This is a genomic window from Granulicella sp. L46 (genome assembly GCF_009765785.1).
Taxonomy (GTDB): Bacteria; Acidobacteriota; Terriglobia; order Terriglobales; family Acidobacteriaceae; genus Granulicella.
Genome location: NZ_LMUT01000003.1, coordinates 168802 through 189939, shown reverse-complemented (window position 1 = coordinate 189939; position 21138 = coordinate 168802). Strand labels below are relative to the sequence as shown.

17 protein-coding genes are annotated in these 21138 nt (G+C 58.0%); 10 read left to right on the top strand and 7 right to left on the bottom strand.

The window, feature by feature from the left end; genetic code table 11:
• The first annotated feature begins 4 nt into the window (after positions 1-4).
• Entirely contained in the window at positions 5-1144 is a 1140-nt protein-coding gene (locus GSQ80_RS01735) for a PepSY domain-containing protein (protein WP_158785789.1), read from the top strand.
• Between the two features lie 85 nt (positions 1145-1229).
• On the opposite strand, the gene GSQ80_RS01730 is transcribed toward GSQ80_RS01735, so the two are convergent.
• Complete coding sequence (locus GSQ80_RS01730; protein ID WP_158785788.1) at positions 1230-3140, bottom strand: winged helix-turn-helix domain-containing tetratricopeptide repeat protein; 1911 nt, start codon at positions 3138-3140, stop codon at positions 1230-1232.
• A gap of 389 nt (positions 3141-3529) precedes the next feature.
• Here GSQ80_RS01730 and GSQ80_RS01725 point away from each other — a divergent pair, with 389 nt between their 5' ends.
• Positions 3530-4114 carry a PEP-CTERM sorting domain-containing protein gene (locus tag GSQ80_RS01725; protein ID WP_158785787.1) on the top strand — a complete coding sequence of 195 codons (585 nt, stop codon included), beginning with the start codon at positions 3530-3532 and terminating at the stop codon, positions 4112-4114.
• An 18-nt stretch (positions 4115-4132) separates the two neighbouring features.
• Positions 4133-7987: an FG-GAP-like repeat-containing protein gene (locus GSQ80_RS01720; protein ID WP_158785786.1), complete on the top strand. Its 3855-nt coding sequence runs from the start codon at positions 4133-4135 to the stop codon at positions 7985-7987.
• Between the two features lie 131 nt (positions 7988-8118).
• Here GSQ80_RS01720 and GSQ80_RS01715 read toward each other — a convergent pair whose 3' ends face one another.
• Complete coding sequence (locus GSQ80_RS01715; RefSeq protein WP_158785785.1) at positions 8119-10551, bottom strand: hypothetical protein; 2433 nt, start codon at positions 10549-10551, stop codon at positions 8119-8121.
• 257 nt (positions 10552-10808) lie between these two features.
• Between GSQ80_RS01715 and GSQ80_RS01710 the strand changes: the two genes are divergently transcribed.
• Positions 10809-11210, top strand: a complete 402-nt coding sequence (locus tag GSQ80_RS01710) for a response regulator transcription factor (RefSeq protein ID WP_158785784.1) — start codon at positions 10809-10811, stop codon at positions 11208-11210.
• Here the strand turns inward: GSQ80_RS01710 and GSQ80_RS01705 are convergent.
• On the bottom strand, positions 11207-11872 hold the full coding sequence (locus tag GSQ80_RS01705; protein ID WP_158785783.1) for a response regulator transcription factor: 666 nt from the start codon (positions 11870-11872) through the stop codon (positions 11207-11209). The genes GSQ80_RS01710 and GSQ80_RS01705 overlap by 4 nt on opposite strands.
• A complete protein-coding gene (locus tag GSQ80_RS01700; protein ID WP_158785782.1) occupies positions 11856-14867 on the bottom strand; it encodes a two-component regulator propeller domain-containing protein in 3012 nt (1003 codons plus the stop codon). The genes GSQ80_RS01705 and GSQ80_RS01700 overlap by 17 nt, the downstream gene beginning before the upstream one ends.
• Positions 14868-15064: 197 nt before the next feature.
• On the opposite strand from GSQ80_RS01700, the gene GSQ80_RS22945 reads away from it, so the two are divergent.
• The 4 genes from GSQ80_RS22945 to GSQ80_RS01680 all read left to right on the top strand — a co-directional run bounded on the left by GSQ80_RS22945 (position 15065) and on the right by GSQ80_RS01680 (position 17879).
• A complete protein-coding gene (locus GSQ80_RS22945) occupies positions 15065-15460 on the top strand; it encodes a hypothetical protein (protein WP_158785781.1) in 396 nt (131 codons plus the stop codon).
• A 40-nt stretch (positions 15461-15500) separates the two neighbouring features.
• Complete coding sequence (gene grrM / locus GSQ80_RS01690; protein WP_158785780.1) at positions 15501-16733, top strand: cyclophane-forming radical SAM/SPASM peptide maturase GrrM/OscB; 1233 nt, start codon at positions 15501-15503, stop codon at positions 16731-16733.
• Positions 16734-16768: 35 nt separating this feature from the next.
• Positions 16769-17482, top strand: coding sequence for a hypothetical protein (locus GSQ80_RS01685; RefSeq protein ID WP_158785779.1), 714 nt, complete (start codon positions 16769-16771; stop codon positions 17480-17482).
• A 73-nt stretch (positions 17483-17555) separates the two neighbouring features.
• The gene (locus GSQ80_RS01680; protein WP_158785778.1) at positions 17556-17879 is read left to right on the top strand and encodes a hypothetical protein; all 324 of its coding nucleotides are present in this window, start codon (positions 17556-17558) and stop codon (positions 17877-17879) included.
• Between the two features lie 290 nt (positions 17880-18169).
• On the opposite strand, the gene GSQ80_RS01675 is transcribed toward GSQ80_RS01680, so the two are convergent.
• Positions 18170-18391: an acetamidase/formamidase family protein gene (locus tag GSQ80_RS01675; RefSeq protein ID WP_158785777.1), complete on the bottom strand. Its 222-nt coding sequence runs from the start codon at positions 18389-18391 to the stop codon at positions 18170-18172.
• A complete protein-coding gene (locus tag GSQ80_RS01670; RefSeq protein WP_158785776.1) occupies positions 18391-18843 on the bottom strand; it encodes a RidA family protein in 453 nt (150 codons plus the stop codon). The genes GSQ80_RS01675 and GSQ80_RS01670 overlap by 1 nt, the downstream gene beginning before the upstream one ends.
• Positions 18844-18941: 98 nt before the next feature.
• Between GSQ80_RS01670 and GSQ80_RS01665 the strand changes: the two genes are divergently transcribed.
• Positions 18942-19799, top strand: a complete 858-nt coding sequence (locus tag GSQ80_RS01665; protein WP_158785775.1) for a hypothetical protein — start codon at positions 18942-18944, stop codon at positions 19797-19799.
• Complete coding sequence (locus GSQ80_RS01660; protein WP_158785774.1) at positions 19796-20281, top strand: DUF2165 family protein; 486 nt, start codon at positions 19796-19798, stop codon at positions 20279-20281. The genes GSQ80_RS01665 and GSQ80_RS01660 overlap by 4 nt, the downstream gene beginning before the upstream one ends.
• Positions 20282-20306: 25 nt before the next feature.
• Here the strand turns inward: GSQ80_RS01660 and GSQ80_RS01655 are convergent, their stop codons facing one another.
• Positions 20307-20999: a DnaJ family molecular chaperone gene (locus GSQ80_RS01655; RefSeq protein WP_158785773.1), complete on the bottom strand. Its 693-nt coding sequence runs from the start codon at positions 20997-20999 to the stop codon at positions 20307-20309.
• Between the last annotated feature and the right edge of the window lie 139 nt (positions 21000-21138).

Here is a 21138-nt window from a genome sequence, read left to right as displayed (position 1 = left end):
CCGTATGCCGTTTCTCCACGATGCCGTCCACAACCCGCGCAAGCTCTTCCTGCGCAAGGCGCTCTTCCAGATCCATCTCTGGTCCGGAATCTTCTTGTCCGTTTACGTCATCGTGATCGCCCTCACTGGATCGATCCTGGTATTCGAAAACGAGCTAACCCGCACAACGCTTCCCGCACATCTCTCCGCCTACGACCCCGCGCACCTCGCTTCGATCCCCACCGTGATGGATACATTCGCGCGAGCCTATCCCACCGCCCACGTCACCGACCTCTACACTCCCTGGCCCACCATCCCCGCCTACACGCTCGACGCCGTCACGTCCACCGGCTCCCATTTCACCCTCATTGCCGACCCCGTCACCGCCGCCCTCCATCCCCGGCCCCGCACGTGGGTGCAATGGATCCACGATCTCCACGTTCTTCTCCTGCTCAGCCCCGCATATGGCGAACAGGTCAATGCCATCGGCGCGGCCATCCTTCTCCTTCTCTGCATTACCGGAATTTTTCTCTGGTGGCAGGGAATTGCGCGCTGGTCGCGCGCCCTCACCCTCAGCCTGCGCAGCAACTGGCGTCGCATCAACTTCGATCTCCACCACGCTATCGGCTTTTGGACCCTCTTCATCGTCATCTGGTGGTCGCTCTCCGGCGTCTACTTCGGCTTCTACAGACCCATCGTCGCCGCCGTCAATGCTCTCTCGCCTCTCAGCGGAATGGCCTCACCCAGCATGCCGTCCACCACGCCCACCGGCCCGCACCGCGCCTCGCTCCAATCGATCCTTGACGCGGCCCAGCAAGCCTCTCCCCAAGGCCGCCTCTTCTCCATCAGCGATCCCTCGCTGCTCGGCACCTCCGCCTACGCTCAGATGGATCTACGCGACCCCGCCGACTTTTCTCACCGCGACATCATCGCCATCTCGACCGTCGACGCCCGCGTACTCACCGACTGGCACTACGGCGCCAACCACTCCGTCGGCGACTGGTTCCTCTGGTCCATGCACCCACTCCACTTCGGAACCCTCTGGGGTCTCCCCATCAAAATACTCTGGTTCCTCTTAGGCCTAAGCCTCGCCGTCCTTACCGCAACTGGCCTCGTCATGTACTGGAACCGCTACTTGCGTCGGAAGATCAAGGAATTCGCGTGACTCTCGCAGAAAAGAGCAAGCGTCGGTTAGCTCCTGACAAAAGTTAACCTCGTTCTCGTTAGTACCAGGAACAGGAGCCGTGGCGTTAGCTAGCGCCGGTGTGGGAGTTGGTGACTTGATAGACGAGCGATTGGAATTGAGGGTTGGGGCGGAGGTCGTCGAAGCGAGGATCGTATTGGAGGTAGATGATCCAGTTGGAGCGGGCCTGGAAGGCGCGATTGAGGAAGAGCTGCGCTTGTTGCTTGTCGCCGATGGCGAGCCAGGCAGCGGCAATGTAGTAGTCGGGTAACGAGGCACCATGGCCGCCTTCGAAGAGGGTGGTCAGGTGGCTGGCGGCTTCGACTCGTTTGCCGGTGCGGGCTAATTCGTAGTCTATGAGGATGGGCGTGATGCTGCTGTCAGGCTCGAGCTTGCGGGCGACGGTAAGTTCGGTGAGGGATTTTTGATCCTGTTTCATCTGACCGAGCACAAGGCCGAGAAGCTGGTGGGCGGGGACGAAGTCGGGATGGAGCTCGAGGACCCGGTGACACTGGTCGGCGGACTGGTCGTATTGCCGGAGGAGGAAGTAGGCCCAGCCGAGCGAGGTCTGGACGCTGGGAGAGACGGGGTCGAGTTCGGCGGCGTGCTTCATGGCCGCGAGACCTTCTTCGCCGCGCCCCATGCCGAACAGAGCGTAGCCGTAGTACTGGTAGGCGACGGCGTAGTTGGGGTCGATGGCGATGGTGGCTTTGAACTCGCGCTCGGCGCCTTCCCAGTCCCAGTCGTAATCAGTGTGGATGGAAAGCAGAGCAACGTGGGCTTCGGCGAGCGAGTTATCGAGGGAGAGAGCCTTGAGCGCGGCGGCCTTGGCGCGGGGGTAAGCCTGTTCCGGCGGCGCGAGGTGGTAGAAGCCCTGGAGCTGGTAGCAACTGGCGAGGGCGGCGTAGGCACGGGCGTAGTTGGGGTCGATGAGGATGGCGTGGTTGAGAAGTTCGATGGCTTTAAGGAAAGAGGATTGAGTGCGGCTGCTGGCGAAGAACTCGGCCTTCATGTAATCGCTGTAGGCCTCGGGATGGGTGGTGTCTGGAGTAGCGGAGGGCTGGATGGGGTTGGCGGGGAGTTGGGGAAGGAGCGCGGTGGAGACGAGCTGGGCGATGGAGGATTCGGTAGCGAAGATGTTGGAGTCGTCGGTGTTGAAGGTGCTGGACCAGAGGTTGGCGTTGGTTGCGCTGTCGATGAGGTGAACGGTGATGACGAGGTTGTGCATGGAGCGGTGAACGTCGCCGGCGACGGTGGCCTGGACCTTGAGGCGGGGGCCGGCCGTGGCGGGGTCGGGGTGAGGGCCGAGAATGGAGCGGACGGTGGACGAGGAGCGGACTGTGAGCTGGTTGGCGGTGCTGAGCTTGTCGGCGACGGCATCGGCGAGTCCCATGCCGAGATATTGATCCTGCTGCTGGGCAGCGTCGGCGGAGAACGGAAGGACGGCGACAGAGCGAATGGGTCCAAGCACGGACGCATGCACAGGGTTGGACGCAGCCAAGCGGTGTGAGCGTGGCTGGAGGATGAGGAGGGCGACTGTTGCGATGAGAGCGAATAGGAGAAGTGGGAAGAGCCATTTGAAGGAAGGCTTTGTGGCGAGCTGGGGAGTGTGCTCGGGGATTGGCGTGTTCGGCGGCGGGGTGAAGAATGGCGAGGCCGGCGAGACGGCGAGAGACTCGTCGAAGGGGCCGACATAGCGGTAGCCAATTCCCCAGCGCGTCTCGATGAAGATGGAGCTGTCGCGGGTTTCGCCAAAGGCTTTGCGAATGCTGCTTACGGCTTTGCTGAGGCTTTGGTCGTAGACGTTCTTGCCGTCCCAGAACTGATCGAGGAGCTCCTTGCGGAGGATCATGCGATGTCGGTTTTCGATGAGATAGCGAAGGACGAGGTACGGCTTGCGCTGAAGGGCTACCGTGCCGGAGCCGGTGATCAGCAGCTGCTTCTCTGGGTCAAGCCGAGCAGAACCTAAGACAAACATTTTGGGAGACCAAGGCTGTCTGCGCCGAAGTATATCGACAATAGTGGACGTTCACCGCATTATTTCGCATTTAGGTCAGATTTGGGTGAGGATTTTTCGAGGTCCGAAGCCTAGGCTGCGTGCATGCGATGAGATCCCGATGGCGAGGCAGGTTGTATTGAACCTTCCGCGCGGACTACCTGTCTCGCGATTTAGACCGCCGCACCTGTAGCCAACTGGGCTGTGCATGGAAGAACTGCCGTCCCATGAACCGCCATCGAACCGCCAACAAGGGCCGGGTTCGATTGATCGAAACCCAGGCCAAATGGAGGAATTGCGTTATGTTGCACTTGAAGTCTCCCAGTCGTTTGCTTCCTGTGTGGTTCGCTGTTGCAGGAGGATTGTTATTAATGTCGACCCGCTCGATGAGAGCGGACGACCTGACGTACACGTTTTCAGGAGTCGCGTCGGGTGCGATCGTTGGACCAACGGCGTTGAGCAGTTCTACCTTCAGTAATCAAAACTTCAGCATCAGTTTCACTGAAGATCCCACGACCGTAACCGGCTCAGCTGGTTACTATCTTCTGAGCTCGGTCAGCGGGGCATTTACGGACGGCAGCACGTCCGAGACACTGACGAACGCGTACATCGAAGTCAACGGAAATCCGAACACGGGGTCGGGCATTTACGAAAGCATTAATTTGTTCAACGCAACGTTTGCTACCGATATGCAGATCTTCTACGACCCGGCGCTGCTGAACTATGAGCTGATGACAACGCTGGCGCCTACGGGAAGCGTGACCGGTCAAACGATCGCGAATTATTCGGGGGTCGGCTACTCGCTTTTGAACGGCGACACACTGGATATCACGAGCTTGAGTTCGCTGAACTTTTCGGTGACCAATCCGACGCCAGCGCCAGAGCCTGGAACGTGGATGCTGCTGGCGATCGGGATGGGTGCGGTGGTGGTGATGCGACGACGTCTCTACTGCTAGAGGCGTCGTTGCGAATACATGTCGAGTGACGAGGGCGGGATCGCGATGGCCGTTACGTTGTGGGTGAGTCGTGTGAGTGGGCGGGTTCGAGGCGGTGCGGCACTGGTGCTGGTAGCGAGTTGGTTGTTGGGGATGGGGGCCCATGCTCAGCAGCAACCAAAGGCTGTGGTGAAGCGTGGTGCGGCGAAGCCACTGGTGACGGGGACCGATGGCTCCGTCACCGGGGTCGCGGATTTTCAGGGCAACCTCACGACGATCTCGGCACCGGGGAACGAGTTGGTCTCCCTTGTCCGCGAGCCCAATTGCTCGCTTACATTGGCTGCCGGCAGTTACTCGGTTCAACCAGGAAGCAGTGATGTGCTGAGTGGGACGATTTCAGACAACTATGAGGTCCTGCTGCATTCTGAAGCCGGCCTGACCACCGCCCCCGATGTGTTTGCATCCGGCTGTGTCCCACCAACTACAGGCTTCGGGACGGAACAGGAGGTCTTCGTGGGGACCACAACGTCCGGAGTCAACATATTCGCCGGGATTGCCTATGACCCTATCGCGATGACTGCCGGTCTTTACGTTGTGACCAGTACGTTGACGCAAGGAAGTTACCTCCCGACTGGCGCGTTTTCAACGGACTACGCACTTAGCATCTTTGGCTTCTCCACAGCGAGCGCGCTTACTGCGGCAGATCTGAACAAGGATGGAAACAACGACCTGGTGGTAACGAACAGTGTGTTCACGACGAGCGGGAGTGTGTCGGTGCTGCTTGGCAACACGGATGGAACGTTTCAGACGGCGGTGTCGTATCCGACGGCGGGGACAGCGACGATTGCCGCGGTAATTGAGGATGTGAACGGCGATGGCAAGCTGGACATTGTTACAGTTTCAGATTTCCAGGGTAACAGCGGCGGGGTGGTACAGCAGATCTCAGTGCTGGTGGGCAAGGGGGACGGGACATTTGTCGCGGCGCAGAGCTTTATGGTGCCGGCGCTGCCGGGATACACCGACGAGTTCTCGACTCCGATTACGAACATGATTACGGCCGACCTGCGCGGGAATGGCAAGAAAGACTTGATTGGCAACAATGGTGAGGTGTTTCTGGGTAACGGGGATGGGACGTTTACAGCGTCGCCCACGCCGGCGTTTCCGTACCAGGCCAATTTCTCGTCGGCAACCGGACCTTATCTTTCGAGCGGTGATTTGAATAAGGACGGGAAGCTGGACCTGGTGCTAGGGAACGGAAACATCTCGACCTACTTTGGTAACGGCGATGGGACGTTTCATGTGGGACCGAACTATGCGTCGATCGGCAACTATGGAGAGGTAGCGGTTTCGGATTTGGATGGCGATGGGAACCTGGACATCTATAACGGACTGGCGAATGGCGGCGTGTATGTGGGGGATGGCGATGATCCGAACTTGTCGTATGCGCTGATGGGATATGGCAATGGGACGTTTTCGGGGGCGCCGTATGTGAATGGTACGGGAGCTTATGGCGCGTATACGGGGACGAATATGGGTGACGTGGACGGCGATGGATTGCCGGACCTGATCACGCTTGGCACCTACTCCAACAACCAGGTGAACTCGACCTTTACGGTTCAGCTGGGAACCGCGAAGGGCATCTTCAATCCGGTCTCGACGATTAATATTCCGGCAAGCGCTGTGGTCAATGGAACGACCATCAATGGCTCCAGTCTTGGCCTCGTGGCATTTGCGGTCGGAGACATAAATGGCGATGGGAAGGCAGACCTGGTTTTCATTACAAATAATGCGTCGTCGTTGAGTTTCAGCGGGTTGCTCTACTGGACGGCCCTGAGCAACGGAGACGGTACGTTTGCTACGCCGGTGCCGCACCTGATGCCGTCGCTGGCGCCTCCGGGGGAAAACGACTCCCAGAGCCAAATTGTGGGTTTGCAGTTGGCTCCTCTCAAGAAAGGAGGGAAAGCGGCGATCTCGTTTAGCTTCTACGAGAATATTTATACGACACAGAATATCTACCTCGAAGGCTTCATGGTGTTGCCTGGCAATGGCGATGGAACGTTTGGCACGCCGGTAACGACGTATAGTTTAAACAGCCCGACCGCGCCGGCGATTCTGACGGGCGTGCCGCAGGTGGTAACGATTGCAGACTTCAATAACGATGGCAAGGAGGATTTGCTTGCCGTTTCGCATTCGGGTGCATACAACGCGGACGACGATCTCGACACCATCGTGCAGGTGTATTTGGGGAATGGAGATGGGACGTTTGCTGCGCCGACGACTGTAAATACCGCGGCGAGTGTCAACGTTCCCCAGTATCCGAATGCGGGTTCTCCGTGCGTGGTGGAGGACTTCAACAAGGATGGAAAACTGGATCTAGCTTGCATGGGCGCGGATGCGAATGCTGATCCCGAACTGGCGATCTCGCTGGGCAATGGCGATGGGACGTTTGCGGCGCCGACGATTCTGCAGCTCACCGGCGGCATTGGCGACGTGCAGGGCGGGATCGAAGGAGGAATTACAGCGGCGGACTTCGATGGAGATGGCAACATCGACCTGGCGCTGTTTGATTTCAATGCATATAGCGGGATCCTCTATGGCAAGGGCGATGGGACGTTTACATCCGTGGATACGGGGAGCGGACTTGCGCCGAAAGATTTGATCAACCTGGCTGCGGGAGGAACGTCGATTGCCGTGGATTTGAATGGCGATGGGAAGCCGGACATTCTGGCTGGCTCTACAGTGCTGCTGAACGACTATGGCAGTACGATCCCGACACTGGCGACAACGACGACTGGTCTGGGCGTTTCGGCTTCAGCGATTACGGCGGGCACCAGTGTGACGCTGACGGCGACGGTAACGGGAGCGGCAGGGAGTACGGGAACGCCGACGGGGACCGTGACGTTCTATGACGGAACGACGATGCTGGGGACAGGTATGCTGACTGCCGGGGTGGCGACGTATGCGGCGACTGGGCTGCCGGTTGGGTCGGATAGTATGACGGCGGTGTATGGAGGCAATGCGAATTTCAGCGGGAGCACGTCAGCGGCGTCGGTGGTCGTGGTGTCGGCTGTGATGACCCCGGTTGGGACGAGCACCGCGCTGGCAGCTTCGCCGACTACTGCGGTGAGTGGGACGAGCGTTTCATTCACGGCCACGGTCACGCCGGCGTCAGGAACGACGTTGCCGACGGGGACGGTGACGTTCCTGGATGGGGCGGCTACGTTGGGGACTGGGACGCTAAACGGGTCGGGCGTGGCGACCTATGCGACCAGTGCGCTGGCGGTGGGGACGCATTCGATCGCGGCGGCGTATGGAGGGATTACGGGCTTTACGGCTTCCACTTCGACCGCCGTGTCGGTGACGATTACTGCGGCGGTGACGCCGAGTTATGCGGTTTCGATCTCACCGAACAGTGGAAGTGTGGCGGCCGGCAGCGGGACGAATGCGACAATTTCGGTGACCTCGGCCGGAGGGTTCACACAGGCCGTGAGCCTTGCCTGCACAGGAGCCCCGTCTAATGCTACGTGCGTAGTGAGTCCTAGCTCGGTTACACCAAGCGGAAGTGCTGCTGTCACCTCCACACTGACAGTGCAGACGAATGTAGCGGTGATGTCGGCGCGACGCAGTTCTCTGCCTGGCGGCGGAAAGGGAATGGTGGTGTTGCTGAGTGGCGTCGCGCTGGTGGGATCGACGCTGGTGCGGAGGCGGCGTAAGAGTTGGTTGTTCGTGCAACTAGGACTTGCGCTGGTATTGCTGGCGGCAGGCTCGGTGACGGGATGCGGCGACTCAGGCGGCGCTGCGAACAAGACGCCACCGGGGGCCTATACGCTTACGGTCACAGGCACATCGGGCACGACGACCGAGACTGTGTCATACAACCTGACAGTGCGGTAGATGGGGAGTATGTTTCGATGTTCGATTGACCCATCCAGTTTTCTATCAGGGTACTGCCTCTAAAATTCGGAAGCGGGCTGATAGAAAACATAGCGGGTTTGCCCACATATAAATGGCGCACTTTCCGCCATTTATTGCCTGGCGTCTCGAGGTGGTACTCGGACCGTCGCCGTTGCCTGTGGGTCATCGCGCAAACGCATATAAAGCGTGGTCCAGCGTCCGGACGCCGGCATGGACATAACGAAGGTTGGCTCGTCAAAACCGGTTGGGACCAGCGCCTCGGACTCAAAAGTTTCTGTCGGACTGAATGCAAGGGACAGAAAGAGGTCCCTGCCTTCAATCACGCAAGTTGGCGCATCGAATTCCGTACAGTGAACGTCCTTGATGTGCGGCAGACGCACCAGCTTTCCCAGAGTGATCCAGCTGCCGGCTGTTCCGTCGCCCTGTACGGCACGCAAATGCAATTCACCAAACGCGGATTCTCCAAATGCCTTGTACAGGTCCACAGAGCCCACGACGGTGTGCGCATCCTGCAGGATCAAGCTCTCCGACCGGAAAGAAAGCGTGGTACGGAGAGTGCCATCCGCAGTGGCCACTTCGATTGACTGCGAAAGTGGAAACACACCCGCACTCTGGACGACGAAGTTGAGAACCGCGCGAAGGGGAATATCCTCACGCGAGCCGAGCGTCACTTCAAGCTCTCCATCGCGAGGCGTGACCATCGGTTGCAACGAAACCAACTGCAGCGTTGCGCTGGGATTCTCGCTTGTCGCCCGCATGTTGATCACGCGACCGTCCTTCAGCGTCACGACGGCGTTCGCTATCTTAGGGAAGAATCCAGTGTGAGACGCATGCAAATCGAGGCTTCCGAGATCTTCAGCCTGTGTTGCCGGCGAAAAGACCTGATCTCCCACCTTCATCGAAAGCACATTCTCTAAGCCCTTCCCAAAGATCGTGGCAGTATCGCCGGTCAGGCTTATCAACACTTTATCTAGACGGGTGTCTGCGCTGTATGCAGTCAGCGGAAGTGTCTTCTGGATGGCGTTACCGTACTGCTGCACGACCAGCGAATAGGTGCCAGGCTGTTTGCCTTGCAGCGGAATTTTAAGACTCATTGCGTCCGCCCCGCTTGGAACCGGCGCAAATGCCACCGGAATGCTGCAACCGTCGGCGCTCGTCAATACGATGTGGCTAATGCAAGCCGTGTCACTCCCTTGCAATGTGACCTGCCCGTCTTTCCCCGCGACCAGGGCGTTGGTGTCTGTCAACTGCCAGTTGCCGTCGTCAGACCGTTGGAATGTAAGAATTGGCCCCTCAAACGCACGGAACCCCCAATAGCCTCGAAGTGTGCCGCGCACAGTTGACGCGGCCTGCGAAGGCCCGGAGCCAGCGGTGGCTTGCAGACCTCGGGCCAAGTCCGTGTCGCTCCGTACAAGGCCACCATCAAATGCGTCCGGCGTGAGTGGCATGCCCGCCATAGAAGCGGAGGCATCAAATTCGACCGAAAGGTCGTGGGCGAAAGAGGTGGAGAAGAGCAATGGCTCTCCACGCAATGGCAACATGAGTGCAGGGTTCGCGAGGCAGAAAACCTGCGTCGACGTTGCCGGCCGCAGCGTTGGCAGACGCGGACTCTGGATCGGCGGCAGAGCAACCACGATGACTGATTTCGTTTTGTTGAACGACGGCGGGGCGTTCAACTTGAGGTTCAGGGTGGGTCCTCGAGGAAAGCTGATCGCCGGGATGTACTGATATTGAGCCGTGCGCATCATCACCACCAAATGCACGAGGTCGATCAGCGTACCAACATATGCGGAATAGGTAGCGTCGTCGCTCTGTGCCGCCTCGTTGAAGAAATCCGATGAAGCGCCAGTCGAGATCGCATCGGCGACTGTCTGCCCGTGGCCATCATCGAGCAGCAACGGCGCACTGGTCTGAGTCAGGCAATCTACCTGGTCTGCCACCGGCTGCTTGAAGCAGTCTGCGTTGGGCTTCAATGCCAGTGCCGCGGCCAATTTTGCCGAGCGCATCTGGATCACTTTCTCATCGTCCAACGCGACGGTCTGCATGTTGGTGATATAACGCTCGATTCGCTGCTGTTCGAGCGAGGCCTTGTTGAGCGAAATACTTGCCCGCGTGAAAAGACCGGGATTTCCCTTTACCGCGGAGCGAAGAGTGTTGAAATCACCACCGGTCTCCGGTGCAACAAATAACATGGCACGCTGGGCTCCGTCAGGAACGACGATCAGCGTCCCTTCCGGTGAGCTCTGCTTCCAGGTTTCGATTTTAGTAAACCAGTTGTCCGGCGGTTCGTTCGTTGTGCCACGCAAGAAGGCCACGATGAGCAAAAGGTGATTGGACTGCGTCGCGGGAAGGTCTGTTTTGACTCTCAGTTTGTCATTTGGCTGCAGCTCCGGCACCTGGGCGATCGGCAAGGTTGCGTTGCCACGAGTTACATACACATCGATCCTCGGGCCAGGTAGATCAAAGCGGGCGTCGTCGGCCCTGATGGGTAGAGCACTACTTAAAACCACCAGGCACAGCACGGCTCTCGTCAATTTCATCACGATTGAAACTATAGAGAGCAGCCGCCCCGAAACCAATGACGATCACTACACAAGCGTTACGTGCGCTTCCACACGTGCTAATTGCTGGCCGCAGCCACGGGCGCCGCACTACCGAGAAGGCTCACGTCATGTCACGCTCATCACTCGACCGTGTGGAACCGCATGGGAAGGCCGTGCAGTGGTACACGCTGCCGCTATGTAGCGATACCAATGATTGTGGAATCAAGTAACGCCTATGATTTTATTCAGGTACGAGATTGAAAAAGCAACTGATGACAATATTAATTGTGGAAGACAATCCAACCATTCGAAGGCTGATCCGGCGCGCGATCAGTGATTTTGCTGACAACATTTTCGAGTGTGAAGACGGAGCCGACGCATTGGCCGCATATACAGAACATAGCCCCGACGCGGTGCTGATGGACGTGCGCATGCCGCGCATGGATGGCCTGTCAGCCACCCGGCAACTGCTTCAGCATCATCCCAATGCGCGGATCGTGATTTTGACGGATTATAACGACGATGCGCTTCGCAGCGCAGCTCGGGAGGCGGGAGCGTGTGCCTACGCGTTGAAAAACAATCTCACCGAACTCGATACCGTACTCAGGGACGCGCTGAATAGCTGCCGCGCTCAGAATTCTACGCCAGGTGTGCCTTAAAGCAGTCGTTCATGCAGCGCAGATCGATGTTGCAACGCAAACCGCGCGAGCGCATTCGCGCCTTCGATGTTTAGCTTGCGACACATATTTGTGCGGTGATTTTCCACCGTTCGGTAATGGATCGAAAGTGAGTCACCGATCTCCTTGCTGGAAAGGCCATCGGCGATGAGCCGAAGGATTTTCTTCTCCGACGGAGTCAGTACAGTGATGTCCAGCTGCTGTACGCCTCCGGATAATTCATCCTTCTGCTTAAGCAGAACCGCCGCCATCTTGGACCCGATGTAGGTCCTGCCTGCACACACGGCGTGTATGGCCGCTCCTACCTCGTCCGTCTCGCTGCCCTTGAGCAGATATCCCTTGCCGCCTGCATCCATTGCGGCGCGCATCAGATCCTCGTCGGCATGGAACGTCATAAACACGACGTGCGTCCCGATGTTCTGCGCCAACAACTCGCGCGCCACCCCGAGTCCGTTGAGGCCCGGCATATCAATATCGAGAATCGCAACCGCCGGCCGAAGATCGACGATCTGACGCAAGGCGTCGTTACCATCCGCAGCCTCCGCGACAACACGCAGATCGCTGTCTTCTTCAATCGTCGCCTTCAGCCCCCGACGTACAACCGGATGGTCATCCGCAAGCAGAACTTCAATTACTTGGCTCATCGTAGGCGCTCCTTTTCTCCAGTGGGAAGTGGATCACGAGCACGGTCCCATTCCCGTTCTCGCTCTTGATCTGAAGCGTTCCACTCATCAGCATGGCGCGTTCGCGGATGCCGGTCAACCCAAATCCTCCAGCTCCGGGCTTCATATTGCGTGGTTCGCTCGGCAGTCCCTGGCCGTTATCGGAAATTGTCAACACTACGGACGACTTCGTTCGATGCGCTGTCACTGTGCCCTGAGTCGCATGAGAATGCTTCACAATGTTGTTCAGGCCCTCCTGTACGATGCGATAAAAGTTTATGCGCAACTCTTCGGGAAAGGCGTCGTCAATGTCTTGGATGTCGGCTTTCAGTTCAATCTCTGACGCGCGCTCTACCTTTGTCAACATCGCCTGAATCGCCTTCGTCAGTCCCAACCGGTCAAGCTGGAATGGCCTCAGTGCATAGGAAATCGCTCGAGTTTCTTCGATCGCCTGCGTGGCTTCCGAACTGATTTCCTCAATGGTTTCCTGCTTATCTTCTTCAGAACGAACCTTGCCCTTTGTCTTCAGCAGGAAGAGCGCAAGATTGTTGATAATGATCAGTCGCTGACCCAGGCTGTCGTGTAACTCCGCAGCGATGCGCCGCCGTTCGTTTTCTTGAGACGCAATTAGCTCACGTGAGAATGCCTGCTGTGATGCCTGCTCTCTTGCCACTTCTTGCGCGCGGCGATTCCAAAGCAGCCATAGAATCCCCAGTGTCGTCAAAATGATTAAGGCGAAAAACCACCAGCGACGATAGAACGGCGGAATTACTGTCACCCGCAGCGTGCTGTCCGCCAGGCTTTCGACCCCGTCGCTGTTCCTCGCCGTCACACGGAAGATATAATCGCCGGGCGGCAGATGCGTGTAGTACGCCGTTCGTCTATGACCCACTTCCTGCCAGTTCTCATCCACGCCATCCAGCTTGTAACGAAATGAAATCTGTTCCGGCCTCGAGTAGCTCAGCGCCGTGTACTGTACCTCGAGGTTCGTCTCGCCAGGCCGCATCACAACCTGGTCGACTGCAGTTTGCACCTTATGTTCAACCGATGCTGATTCAATCACGACTTTCGGAGGCAAGTTGTCAACGGACACAGACGTTGGATCGACAATGGCGACACCCTTCTCGGTTGGAAACCAAAGGAATCCATGGGCGTCTTTGGCTCCCGCTGGCCATACTCCGCCATTGCATTCCATGCTCAACATGCCGTCGGCCCTCCCGTAGGCCACTGAGTCGACCCTCTTTTCGTGCCCTTCCGCCACGTCGATGAGCTGTCTCCGGCTTACCCGATAGATGCCACGGTTGGAGCTAATCCAGAACCGCTCCTGACCATCTTCAAGGATCTGAAAAGCTCCATTATCGTAGAGTCCTGAACTCTGATTGAAAACTGCCCATTTGCCGTTGTGAAGCCATCCGATACCACCGTCATAGGTTCCCACCCAGATCTCGCCTGCGCTGTCCTGGTCGATAGCGCGGATGTTATTGCTGGGCAAACCCTCCGCCTCTGTCCAGCGCGTCATCACTCCGTTGTGGATGCGCGTGAGACCGCCATATCCACCGACCCACGTATCTCCCCTGCGGTCCTCGAGGATCACACGAACATCGTCACTCGCCAGGCCATCGCGCGTTGTCATCCAGCGCGAGTTAGATCCAGCGAGTAGGTAGATGCCCTTCGGTGTTCCGAGCATCATGGCGCCATCGCCCATCGGATGGATTACCTGGACGACCGGAAGTTTCTCTTCGGGGATGCCGGGAGGAACGATCAATCGTCCGTGGGAGAATATCCGCACTCCGTTATGCGACCCCACCCAGATGGTTCCCGATCGATCTTCGGCGAGCGCTGTCACCAGGCCAGGGACGCCGTCCGCCTTCGTAAAGGCCGTTACCCGGCCGTCATGCACACGCGTCAGACCCGCCGGCCAGCTTCCCACCCACATGTCGCCCGCGCTGGATTCCATTACTGGATAAACGCCGTCACTCGCAAGGCCTTGGGTTGAAGACAACGACTTAATCGATTGTCGTTGAACCCGGAATAACCCTTCATCCTCCGAACCCACCCACATGTTATCTTCGTCGTCGGCAACGACCACGTTATAGGGGATCCCCTTTTCTATGCCGTCAGACGGGAAGATCACCGTGCGTCTGAAGTCCGGCGCGATCTGGCCTCTCCAACCCTCCCTCTTCGAACTCAGCCAGTCTGTCGTAACTGTTCCCTTTCCCACGGCCAGGGAACCGTCAACCAGTCTTCCGAGATGGCCATCCGTAGTACCAATCCACACGACATCGTCTCCTCCAACCGCGACACCTTGAATGTGTGCGAGCGTCAATGTCTTCGGAAGCAGATGTGTCGTCAGGTGACCGCGCGTGAAACATACCAGATTGCCATTCTGAATCGCCCAGAAACCTGTCCCCCCCCACCACAAAGGAATGAATCGCGTGTCGTCGCGGTCGAACGCTTCTCTTTCGAAGCGCCCGGACTGGGGTGCCCAACGGTACACCCGGTCGTCAGAGTCCACCCAGAACCCACCGCGATGATCGTAGGTGATGGCGCCAACCGAATAGGGACGGAGTCCTTCTGCCTCTCCCATCCGTTGGAAGTGGCCAGCGCGATATCGAATGAGGTTCCCGTCTTCGCTAGCCATCCAGAGATCGCCGCCGTCTCCTTCAGCCATCGCGACAAAGCGGTTGGACGTGATGCCCGGCGTGTTGCTCTTGTTGTAGACGGTAAAGCGGAGCCCGTCGAACTTTGCAATTCCATCCAGCGTGGCGACCCAGAGGTAGCCGTCTGCGGCGTGGACAATGCCGCGGACGCTGTTCTGCGGGAGGCCAGAGTCAGCCGTCCACTGCGTTGATCGGTACTGTGCCCACCCGCACGGGGCGAAAGACAAAACGCACGCTGCGACGAATGCGATGAAAAACGCGCGCGCAGAAACGCCTTCATCTTTGCGAGCATCCTGATCACGCGGCCACTGCGACATGCTGCACATTCCTCGACAAAATCCAGAGTGAAGCGCGGGTTGTGTCGAGATTGTACTCGTTCCGCCTCTCCCGCTCCACCTCGACCCATGCGGAACCACATGGCCTACTTATGTAGCCTCACACCCCGAGACGTGTAGCGCCACGGATTCATTTATGTATCGCGGCTACCTACCATTAGTCATCAAGGAGAATCACCATGAGCGCAAAGAAAAGCACTTCAAAGGCTCTCGCATTACTCATACCCGCTGGCGTAGTTGGCATTTCTGCCGCTCTCGCCGCAACACAGGGTCAAGCGGAACCCACCCCCACCAGCACGGTCGACAATCTATCGGTCGCCGACCGCCTCAGCGACATCCGCGCCTCCGTCTCCTCGGTCAATGACGCCGTCTTCAAAAGCCCATCCGGAATGCCTCTCATGCTCGCCGACTGGCTTAACGGAGGGTTCGGATGGCGTAACGGCGGCTGGGGCAATGGCGGCTGGCGGAATGGCGGCTGGGGCAACGGCGGCTGGCACAACTGGGGAAATGGCGGCTGGCATAACTGGGGCAACGGGGGTTGGCACAACTGGCACAACTTCTGGCACAACTGGTAGCACCTGACCCTCCCAACCCACCAGAAAGGACACAGAGATCATGCAGAGCTCGGAACCGAGAATTCAAACGATCGTTTTGCAGCCTACACCGTTCTGCAACATTCGTTGCAAATACTGCTATCTGCCAACTCGCGACGACACATCGGTCATGAGCATCGATACCGTCACCGCGAGCTTCCAGAAGGTCTTCGATTCTCCCTATGCTGGTAATCAGATCACGGTCATCTGGCATGCTGGAGAGCCGCTTGTGCTTCCGGTCTCATATTACGAATCCGCCTTTCTGGCAATCGAACAGCTGCGGCCTCCCTCCATCGAAATTCGCCACTCTTTCCAGACCAACGGAACCCTGGTAACGAAGGAGTGGTGCGACCTGATCCGTCGTTGGAACGTGGGGGTGGGAGTCAGTATCGATGGCCCTCGCCACATGCACGACGCGAACCGTATCACCCGTTCGGGCAAGGGAACCTTCGACCGCGCGATCCGCGGAGCACGCCTGCTGAAGGAGGAGGGAATTCCGTTCCACGTCATCTCTGTGCTTTCTAAAGAAGGCCTGGAATGCCCGGACGAATTGCATGCTTTCTATGTTGAGGAGGGAATCGAAGATGTCTGCTTCAACGTCGAAGAGTCCGAAGGCGACCACGTCTCCGAGCTGATGACGCTGTCGCGTGACAGCATGCGGAACAAGTTCAACGCCTTTCTGCAACGATTCTGGACCATCTCTCGCCAGAATCCAGGCATCAATTTCATTCGTGAAATCGACGGCCTGATCCCTCGCATTTTCCGTCCAGAAGAGGCTCCGGTCGGCAACGAACAGGTCGAACCCCTGGCAATGCTCAACATCGATTGCAATGGCAACGTATCGTCGTTCTCGCCCGAGCTGCTTGGATACAAGAATGAGCGCTACAACAACTTCATCATCGGCAATGTACACCAGCACACCATAGAAGAAATGCTGAGCAGTCCCGCGATGGCAGTTATGGTTACCGACATCCGCGCCGGGGTCGAAGCTTGCAAGAAGGAATGCGGATACTTCTCGCTCTGCGGAGGCGGCGCGCCCGTCAACAAGCTGTCAGAGAACGGCACGTTTGCCAGTACTCAGACTTCTTTCTGCAATCTCGTTCAAATTACGCCGGCCAACCTTATCCTCTCAGCCTTCGATCAGATGGAAGCCAGCCTCACGAACGGCACCCGACCCGTGCAACCAGGCCACTTCTCCGTATTCCCTGGCTCAGCACCGATAGAACTCGAACCCGCTCCAGCCGCCTGCGCATAACTCAAATCATCTCCAAAAAATAAGGAGTAACAACGATGCAAACCAGAACCAAGTTAGCCGCACTTCTGAATGCCACCCTCATACTCACGGGCATCGGCAACGCACAAAGCAGTAAACCGCTCGCGGTCAACGCACCCAACCCGCAGGAATCAGTCTCCGCGCCCAAGCCTGACCAGGGCGATGCTCCGAACACGGCGCCCGTCTTCTGGATCACCAGCGTTGAAGTCTTGCGCAGCACCCACGCCCCGCAATTGGATGTAGTCCGTGTGCGCGGTCTTGTCACCACGGAAGGCTGGGAATCCGTGGAACTCGTTCCCCTCACCAAAGGTATCCCTGCCGACGGCATCCTTGATCTCGCACTCATCGCCGAAGCGCCGTTCGAAAATACGGCGCCGACTTCCTATCCTGAGGTCGAAGCTGTCTTCACGATTGAGCCCGGACATCCCTTCAACGGCGTGCGAGTGCACGGCGCGGCCAACCGCGTCGTCCTGAAATCGATTCCCGGTTATGTGGAAGCCGCTGCCCCTCCGAAAGACTGCGTCAAGTGCGTGGGTAAACTCTTTGTTCCCAAAGGACAAACCGCGCCAGCCGGTCGACCGCAGGAAAGCATTGTTCGCGAAGAGGATCTACCCGCCAGGCTACGTGTCATCCGTGAGTCCGACGGGCTTGGCACTTTCGACTCCGACCCCAACCGTATAACCCTCCTGCTCAACGAGAAGGGCGAAATCATCATGGCCGTGTGGGACTAACTCGCCGCCGTCCGCTCCAAGCCACGCAGCAGCAACGCCGTATTCCATTTCAATTGAACAAAGGAGAAACATCATGAAACGCCGCAATATCGTCCTCACTACCGTTGCCAGCGCTTCGGTAGTGTGCGCCATGGCAATCGCCCAGGGCGTACCAACGCCGTACGTCAACATCGACCGCTACCGCCATGGCAACCTCGCGGCCGCGCAGGACAACGTCGTCCAGGCCTTCAACTACATCAGCTATGCGCAGAGAGCCAACGACGGCCAGCTCGGCGGCCATGCTCAGAGAGCGAAAGAGCTTCTAAGCGAGGCGAACGAAGAACTCCGTCTCGCCGCCGACGTCGCTAATGAGCATCAGGATCAGCAGCCTCCCCAAGATCAACAGCCGCCGCAGTAAGAATTTCTCACCGAAGTTTGCAGGCCTGTAGCGCGTTCTCGCGTCGCAGGCTTTTCTTTCTTCAGTCGTTGTTTCTTCGAGCCCCAGTAGAACCACATGCATCCGCGTGTAAAGACCTCTATATATCTTGAGGCCGCGCACTTCTAAGCTCAATTCATATCAAGCCAAGGACGAAATGAATTAAGGATTTCCTTAGGCCCTAGGAGAACTTTCATGAAACTCAAACGCGTCGCCCTGTTCCTGCTTTCAATCATAACGATGCTTCCTTTAGGCTCCAGCGGTTTATCCACTTAGGATGCGGCCTCCCAGGTCGCGGGCCCGGTAAGCGCGTGAATCAATCCACAATCAATCCTTTGAAACTCCTCCGCCGTCATGCCGCGATGGACCTCGGCGCCGCTCGCGTCCTGGCACTCAAAGTGCACCACATCCCCCGAGTCAATCGTCAGGCGTGGCGGCAGCGCCGCGTTCCATCGTGAATGCATTGGCACGGCGGAGAGCGCATGTTCGGCCATCAGACTTCCACCGTCATTTGCAGTTCGACCAGCGCATGGCGCGGCAAGCCGCTCACGCCAATTGCCGCGCGAACATGCCGCCCAGCCTCGCCGAAGACTGCAAGAAACAAATCCGACGCGCCATTGATCACTTTCGGCGACTCCGCAAAGCCCGCAACAGAGTTTACATAGCCGTTGACCGTGAGAATTCCTCGCACCTTGCTCAACGAGCCAAGATGTTTTTGCAACACCGCGAGCTGCAACAGCGCGCAGGCACGAGCCGCCGCGTAGCCTTCGTCAATCGAACGGTCCAACCCCACGATGCCCGTCAGGATGCCATCTGCAGTCTGAGAGACCACTCCAGACAGGTAAACAATATTGCCCGCAGTCTTCGCCGACGTGTAATTGCCCCCCGGCGCCGGCGGCGACGGCAGCACGAGACCAAGGTGTTCCAGTGCTTCGAGTGGGTCCATAGTGAAGGTTACTTTAGCATGCTAGTCAGCCGTCCCGTGGCTGAACTTCGCCGGTTTTCGGCTACTATTACCGAATGACCCATACAAGCCGGTCTCTGATGGCACTTCTGGTGCTGTGCGGGATGACTGTATGTGCGGCCGCCCTCGAGACGGAACATCGCCTCGTCCTTCAGACTGAGCGCCACGCACCCAGCGACCTCGAGATAGGTGGGTCATTGCAAGGTGTTCCGCAAGGTCAAACGCGATTCGTCTCCTACAAGTCTCTGCTGTCTCTTCCGCAAGAAACCTACACCGTTACCGACGACCCAAACTTTGGAACAACCGTGCAGATCAGCGGCGTCTCCTTGGAGAGATTACCGGGCTGGCTCGGCGCGCAGAGCGGAGCGACGATGGTCATCGCCATTTGCGACGACAAGTACGCCGCACACTATCCAGCGTCCTACGTTCATGCCCATCACCCGCTCCTCGTCCTCAAAATGAATGGCCTGGAATCGGATCATTGGCCATTGGGAATAGTTCGATTGCCCATGGGTCCCTACATGGTGTCGCATCCCAGCTTCAAGCCGTCGTTCCGAGTCCTCTCCCACGATGACGAAGCGCAGATCCCCTGGGGAGTCGTGCGACTCGATCTACGCCGCGAACAAACCGTCTATGCACCCATTAAGCCGCAAGGCGCAGCCGCCAAAGATTCAGTAGTGCAACAGGGCTACGCCATTGCGCGCCAAAATTGCTTTCGCTGCCACAGCCGTTCGGAAGAGGGTGGACAGAAGTCCAAACTCCTTTGGCGCGACCTGGCGCAAGAGGCCGTAGCCAATCCAACTCAATTCGACGCCTACGTCCTACACCCAAAGAACATCATCCCGCGATCGCAGATGGCTTCCAGCCCGCAGTATGACGGCGCCACACTCACTGCGTTGCGACGGTATCTCGCCAGCTTTCAGGAGTCCTCCCGATGATCGCCATTCGAACCTGCAAGATGCTGCTGCTCGCCGCGGTCGGCTTCTTCTTCGCCCTCGTCGCATTCAATAACCTGACCGACTTCGACTCTAACTACCAATTTGTCCGGCATGTCCTCATGATGGACTCCACCTTCCCCGGAAACCACGGCCTATGGCGCGCCATTCGCGCCCCCTGGATCCACCTCGCCTTCTATCTCAGCATCATCGCGTGGGAGATCCTCAACGCAGCTCTCAGCTGGTGGGGGAGCATAGCCCTCTTTCGTACCCTCCGCAGTCCCCAGCCGGAGTTCCACCGTGCCAAGCAGGTGGGCGTGATTGCACTGACCTCCGGAATGCTTCAGTGGTTCATCGCGTTTCTATGCATCGGCGCCGAGTGGTTCCTAATGTGGCAATCGAAGCTCTGGAACGGTCAGGACGCGGCCTTCCGAATGTTCGCTGTCGAGGCCCTGGTCTTAGTGATCCTGCTCCTCCCCGAATAACCGCCTCGCGCATCGGCACTGTCCGTTAGCATGCCGACGCAGGCGAAAAATCCCGCAGCAAGTGGTACGCCTCATTAATCGAAGCCATCTGCTTCGTAGCGAACGCGCGCACCCTCTCGCTACTCTGCTCCAGCCGGTCAGGATGCCACTCGCCGACCATCCGCCGATACGCCGTCCTGATCTGCGTTACGGTGCTGCCCTCGCCCACACTAAGAAGTTCACAAGCGCGTTGATACGTCATCGAGTCAAATGTCTCCGTGGCAGCACGCCTCTTATCCCTCGCTGAATCCCGCACCGCAGCGTGATCCTCCGTCCGTGAGACAAACTCTTCTAAAGGATCGTGCAACCAAGCTGCAGCATAGGAGTTCCTTGAACTAGCGGGATAGGCGTAAGCAGGGCGATCGCCCATCAAACCATCCGCCGCTGAAAAGAAGAAGCTCCCGACCGTGCTCAAGTCTGCAAACGTGACGCCTACGATGTTTTCCGTAGCCCGGTCGCGCTTGGGCCAGCACTTTGCCGAGGTCACCGGTCGACCAGACGCCCAGCTCTCTTCAAGAAAGCTTGCCTCCAGCTCACAACCTTCGCCAAGCAATTCGCGAATCTGGCTGGCCAGGCACGATGGGCTTGCAGATCCAAGTGGCGTCTCCGTCGGCTCTCCTCCGCAAATTAAATCCGCAGTCGAATAGGAGCTGTCCTCCGCATACCACTCATCATTCATCGCTCACCGCCGCACGCACCCTCACGGATGCAGACCAGCTATCGGCAGGATGTCAAAAGTTTTCTATAGTAGAAGGCCGAAGTCGCTCCTGCCCACGAAAGCACGATCTCCGCTGTGTTCAACCGGCTACACCCAAGCC

Excerpts from the sequence above, each read along its gene's own strand:
- GSQ80_RS01735 (WP_158785789.1), top strand. The coding sequence starts at position 5 with ATGCCGTTTCTCCACGATGCCGTCCACAACCCGCGCAAGCTCTTCCTG.
- GSQ80_RS01730 (WP_158785788.1), bottom strand. The coding sequence starts at position 3,140 with ATGTTTGTCTTAGGTTCTGCTCGGCTTGACCCAGAGAAGCAGCTGCTG.
- GSQ80_RS01725 (WP_158785787.1), top strand. The coding sequence starts at position 3,530 with ATGTCGACCCGCTCGATGAGAGCGGACGACCTGACGTACACGTTTTCA.
- GSQ80_RS01720 (WP_158785786.1), top strand. The coding sequence starts at position 4,133 with ATGTCGAGTGACGAGGGCGGGATCGCGATGGCCGTTACGTTGTGGGTG.
- GSQ80_RS01705 (WP_158785783.1), bottom strand. The coding sequence starts at position 11,872 with ATGAGCCAAGTAATTGAAGTTCTGCTTGCGGATGACCATCCGGTTGTA.
- GSQ80_RS01700 (WP_158785782.1), bottom strand. The coding sequence starts at position 14,867 with ATGTCGCAGTGGCCGCGTGATCAGGATGCTCGCAAAGATGAAGGCGTT.
- GSQ80_RS22945 (WP_158785781.1), top strand. The coding sequence starts at position 15,065 with ATGAGCGCAAAGAAAAGCACTTCAAAGGCTCTCGCATTACTCATACCC.
- grrM (WP_158785780.1), top strand. The coding sequence starts at position 15,501 with ATGCAGAGCTCGGAACCGAGAATTCAAACGATCGTTTTGCAGCCTACA.
- GSQ80_RS01685 (WP_158785779.1), top strand. The coding sequence starts at position 16,769 with ATGCAAACCAGAACCAAGTTAGCCGCACTTCTGAATGCCACCCTCATA.
- GSQ80_RS01680 (WP_158785778.1), top strand. The coding sequence starts at position 17,556 with ATGAAACGCCGCAATATCGTCCTCACTACCGTTGCCAGCGCTTCGGTA.
- GSQ80_RS01675 (WP_158785777.1), bottom strand. The coding sequence starts at position 18,391 with ATGGCCGAACATGCGCTCTCCGCCGTGCCAATGCATTCACGATGGAAC.
- GSQ80_RS01670 (WP_158785776.1), bottom strand. The coding sequence starts at position 18,843 with ATGGACCCACTCGAAGCACTGGAACACCTTGGTCTCGTGCTGCCGTCG.
- GSQ80_RS01665 (WP_158785775.1), top strand. The coding sequence starts at position 18,942 with ATGGCACTTCTGGTGCTGTGCGGGATGACTGTATGTGCGGCCGCCCTC.
- GSQ80_RS01660 (WP_158785774.1), top strand. The coding sequence starts at position 19,796 with ATGATCGCCATTCGAACCTGCAAGATGCTGCTGCTCGCCGCGGTCGGC.
- GSQ80_RS01655 (WP_158785773.1), bottom strand. The coding sequence starts at position 20,999 with ATGAATGATGAGTGGTATGCGGAGGACAGCTCCTATTCGACTGCGGAT.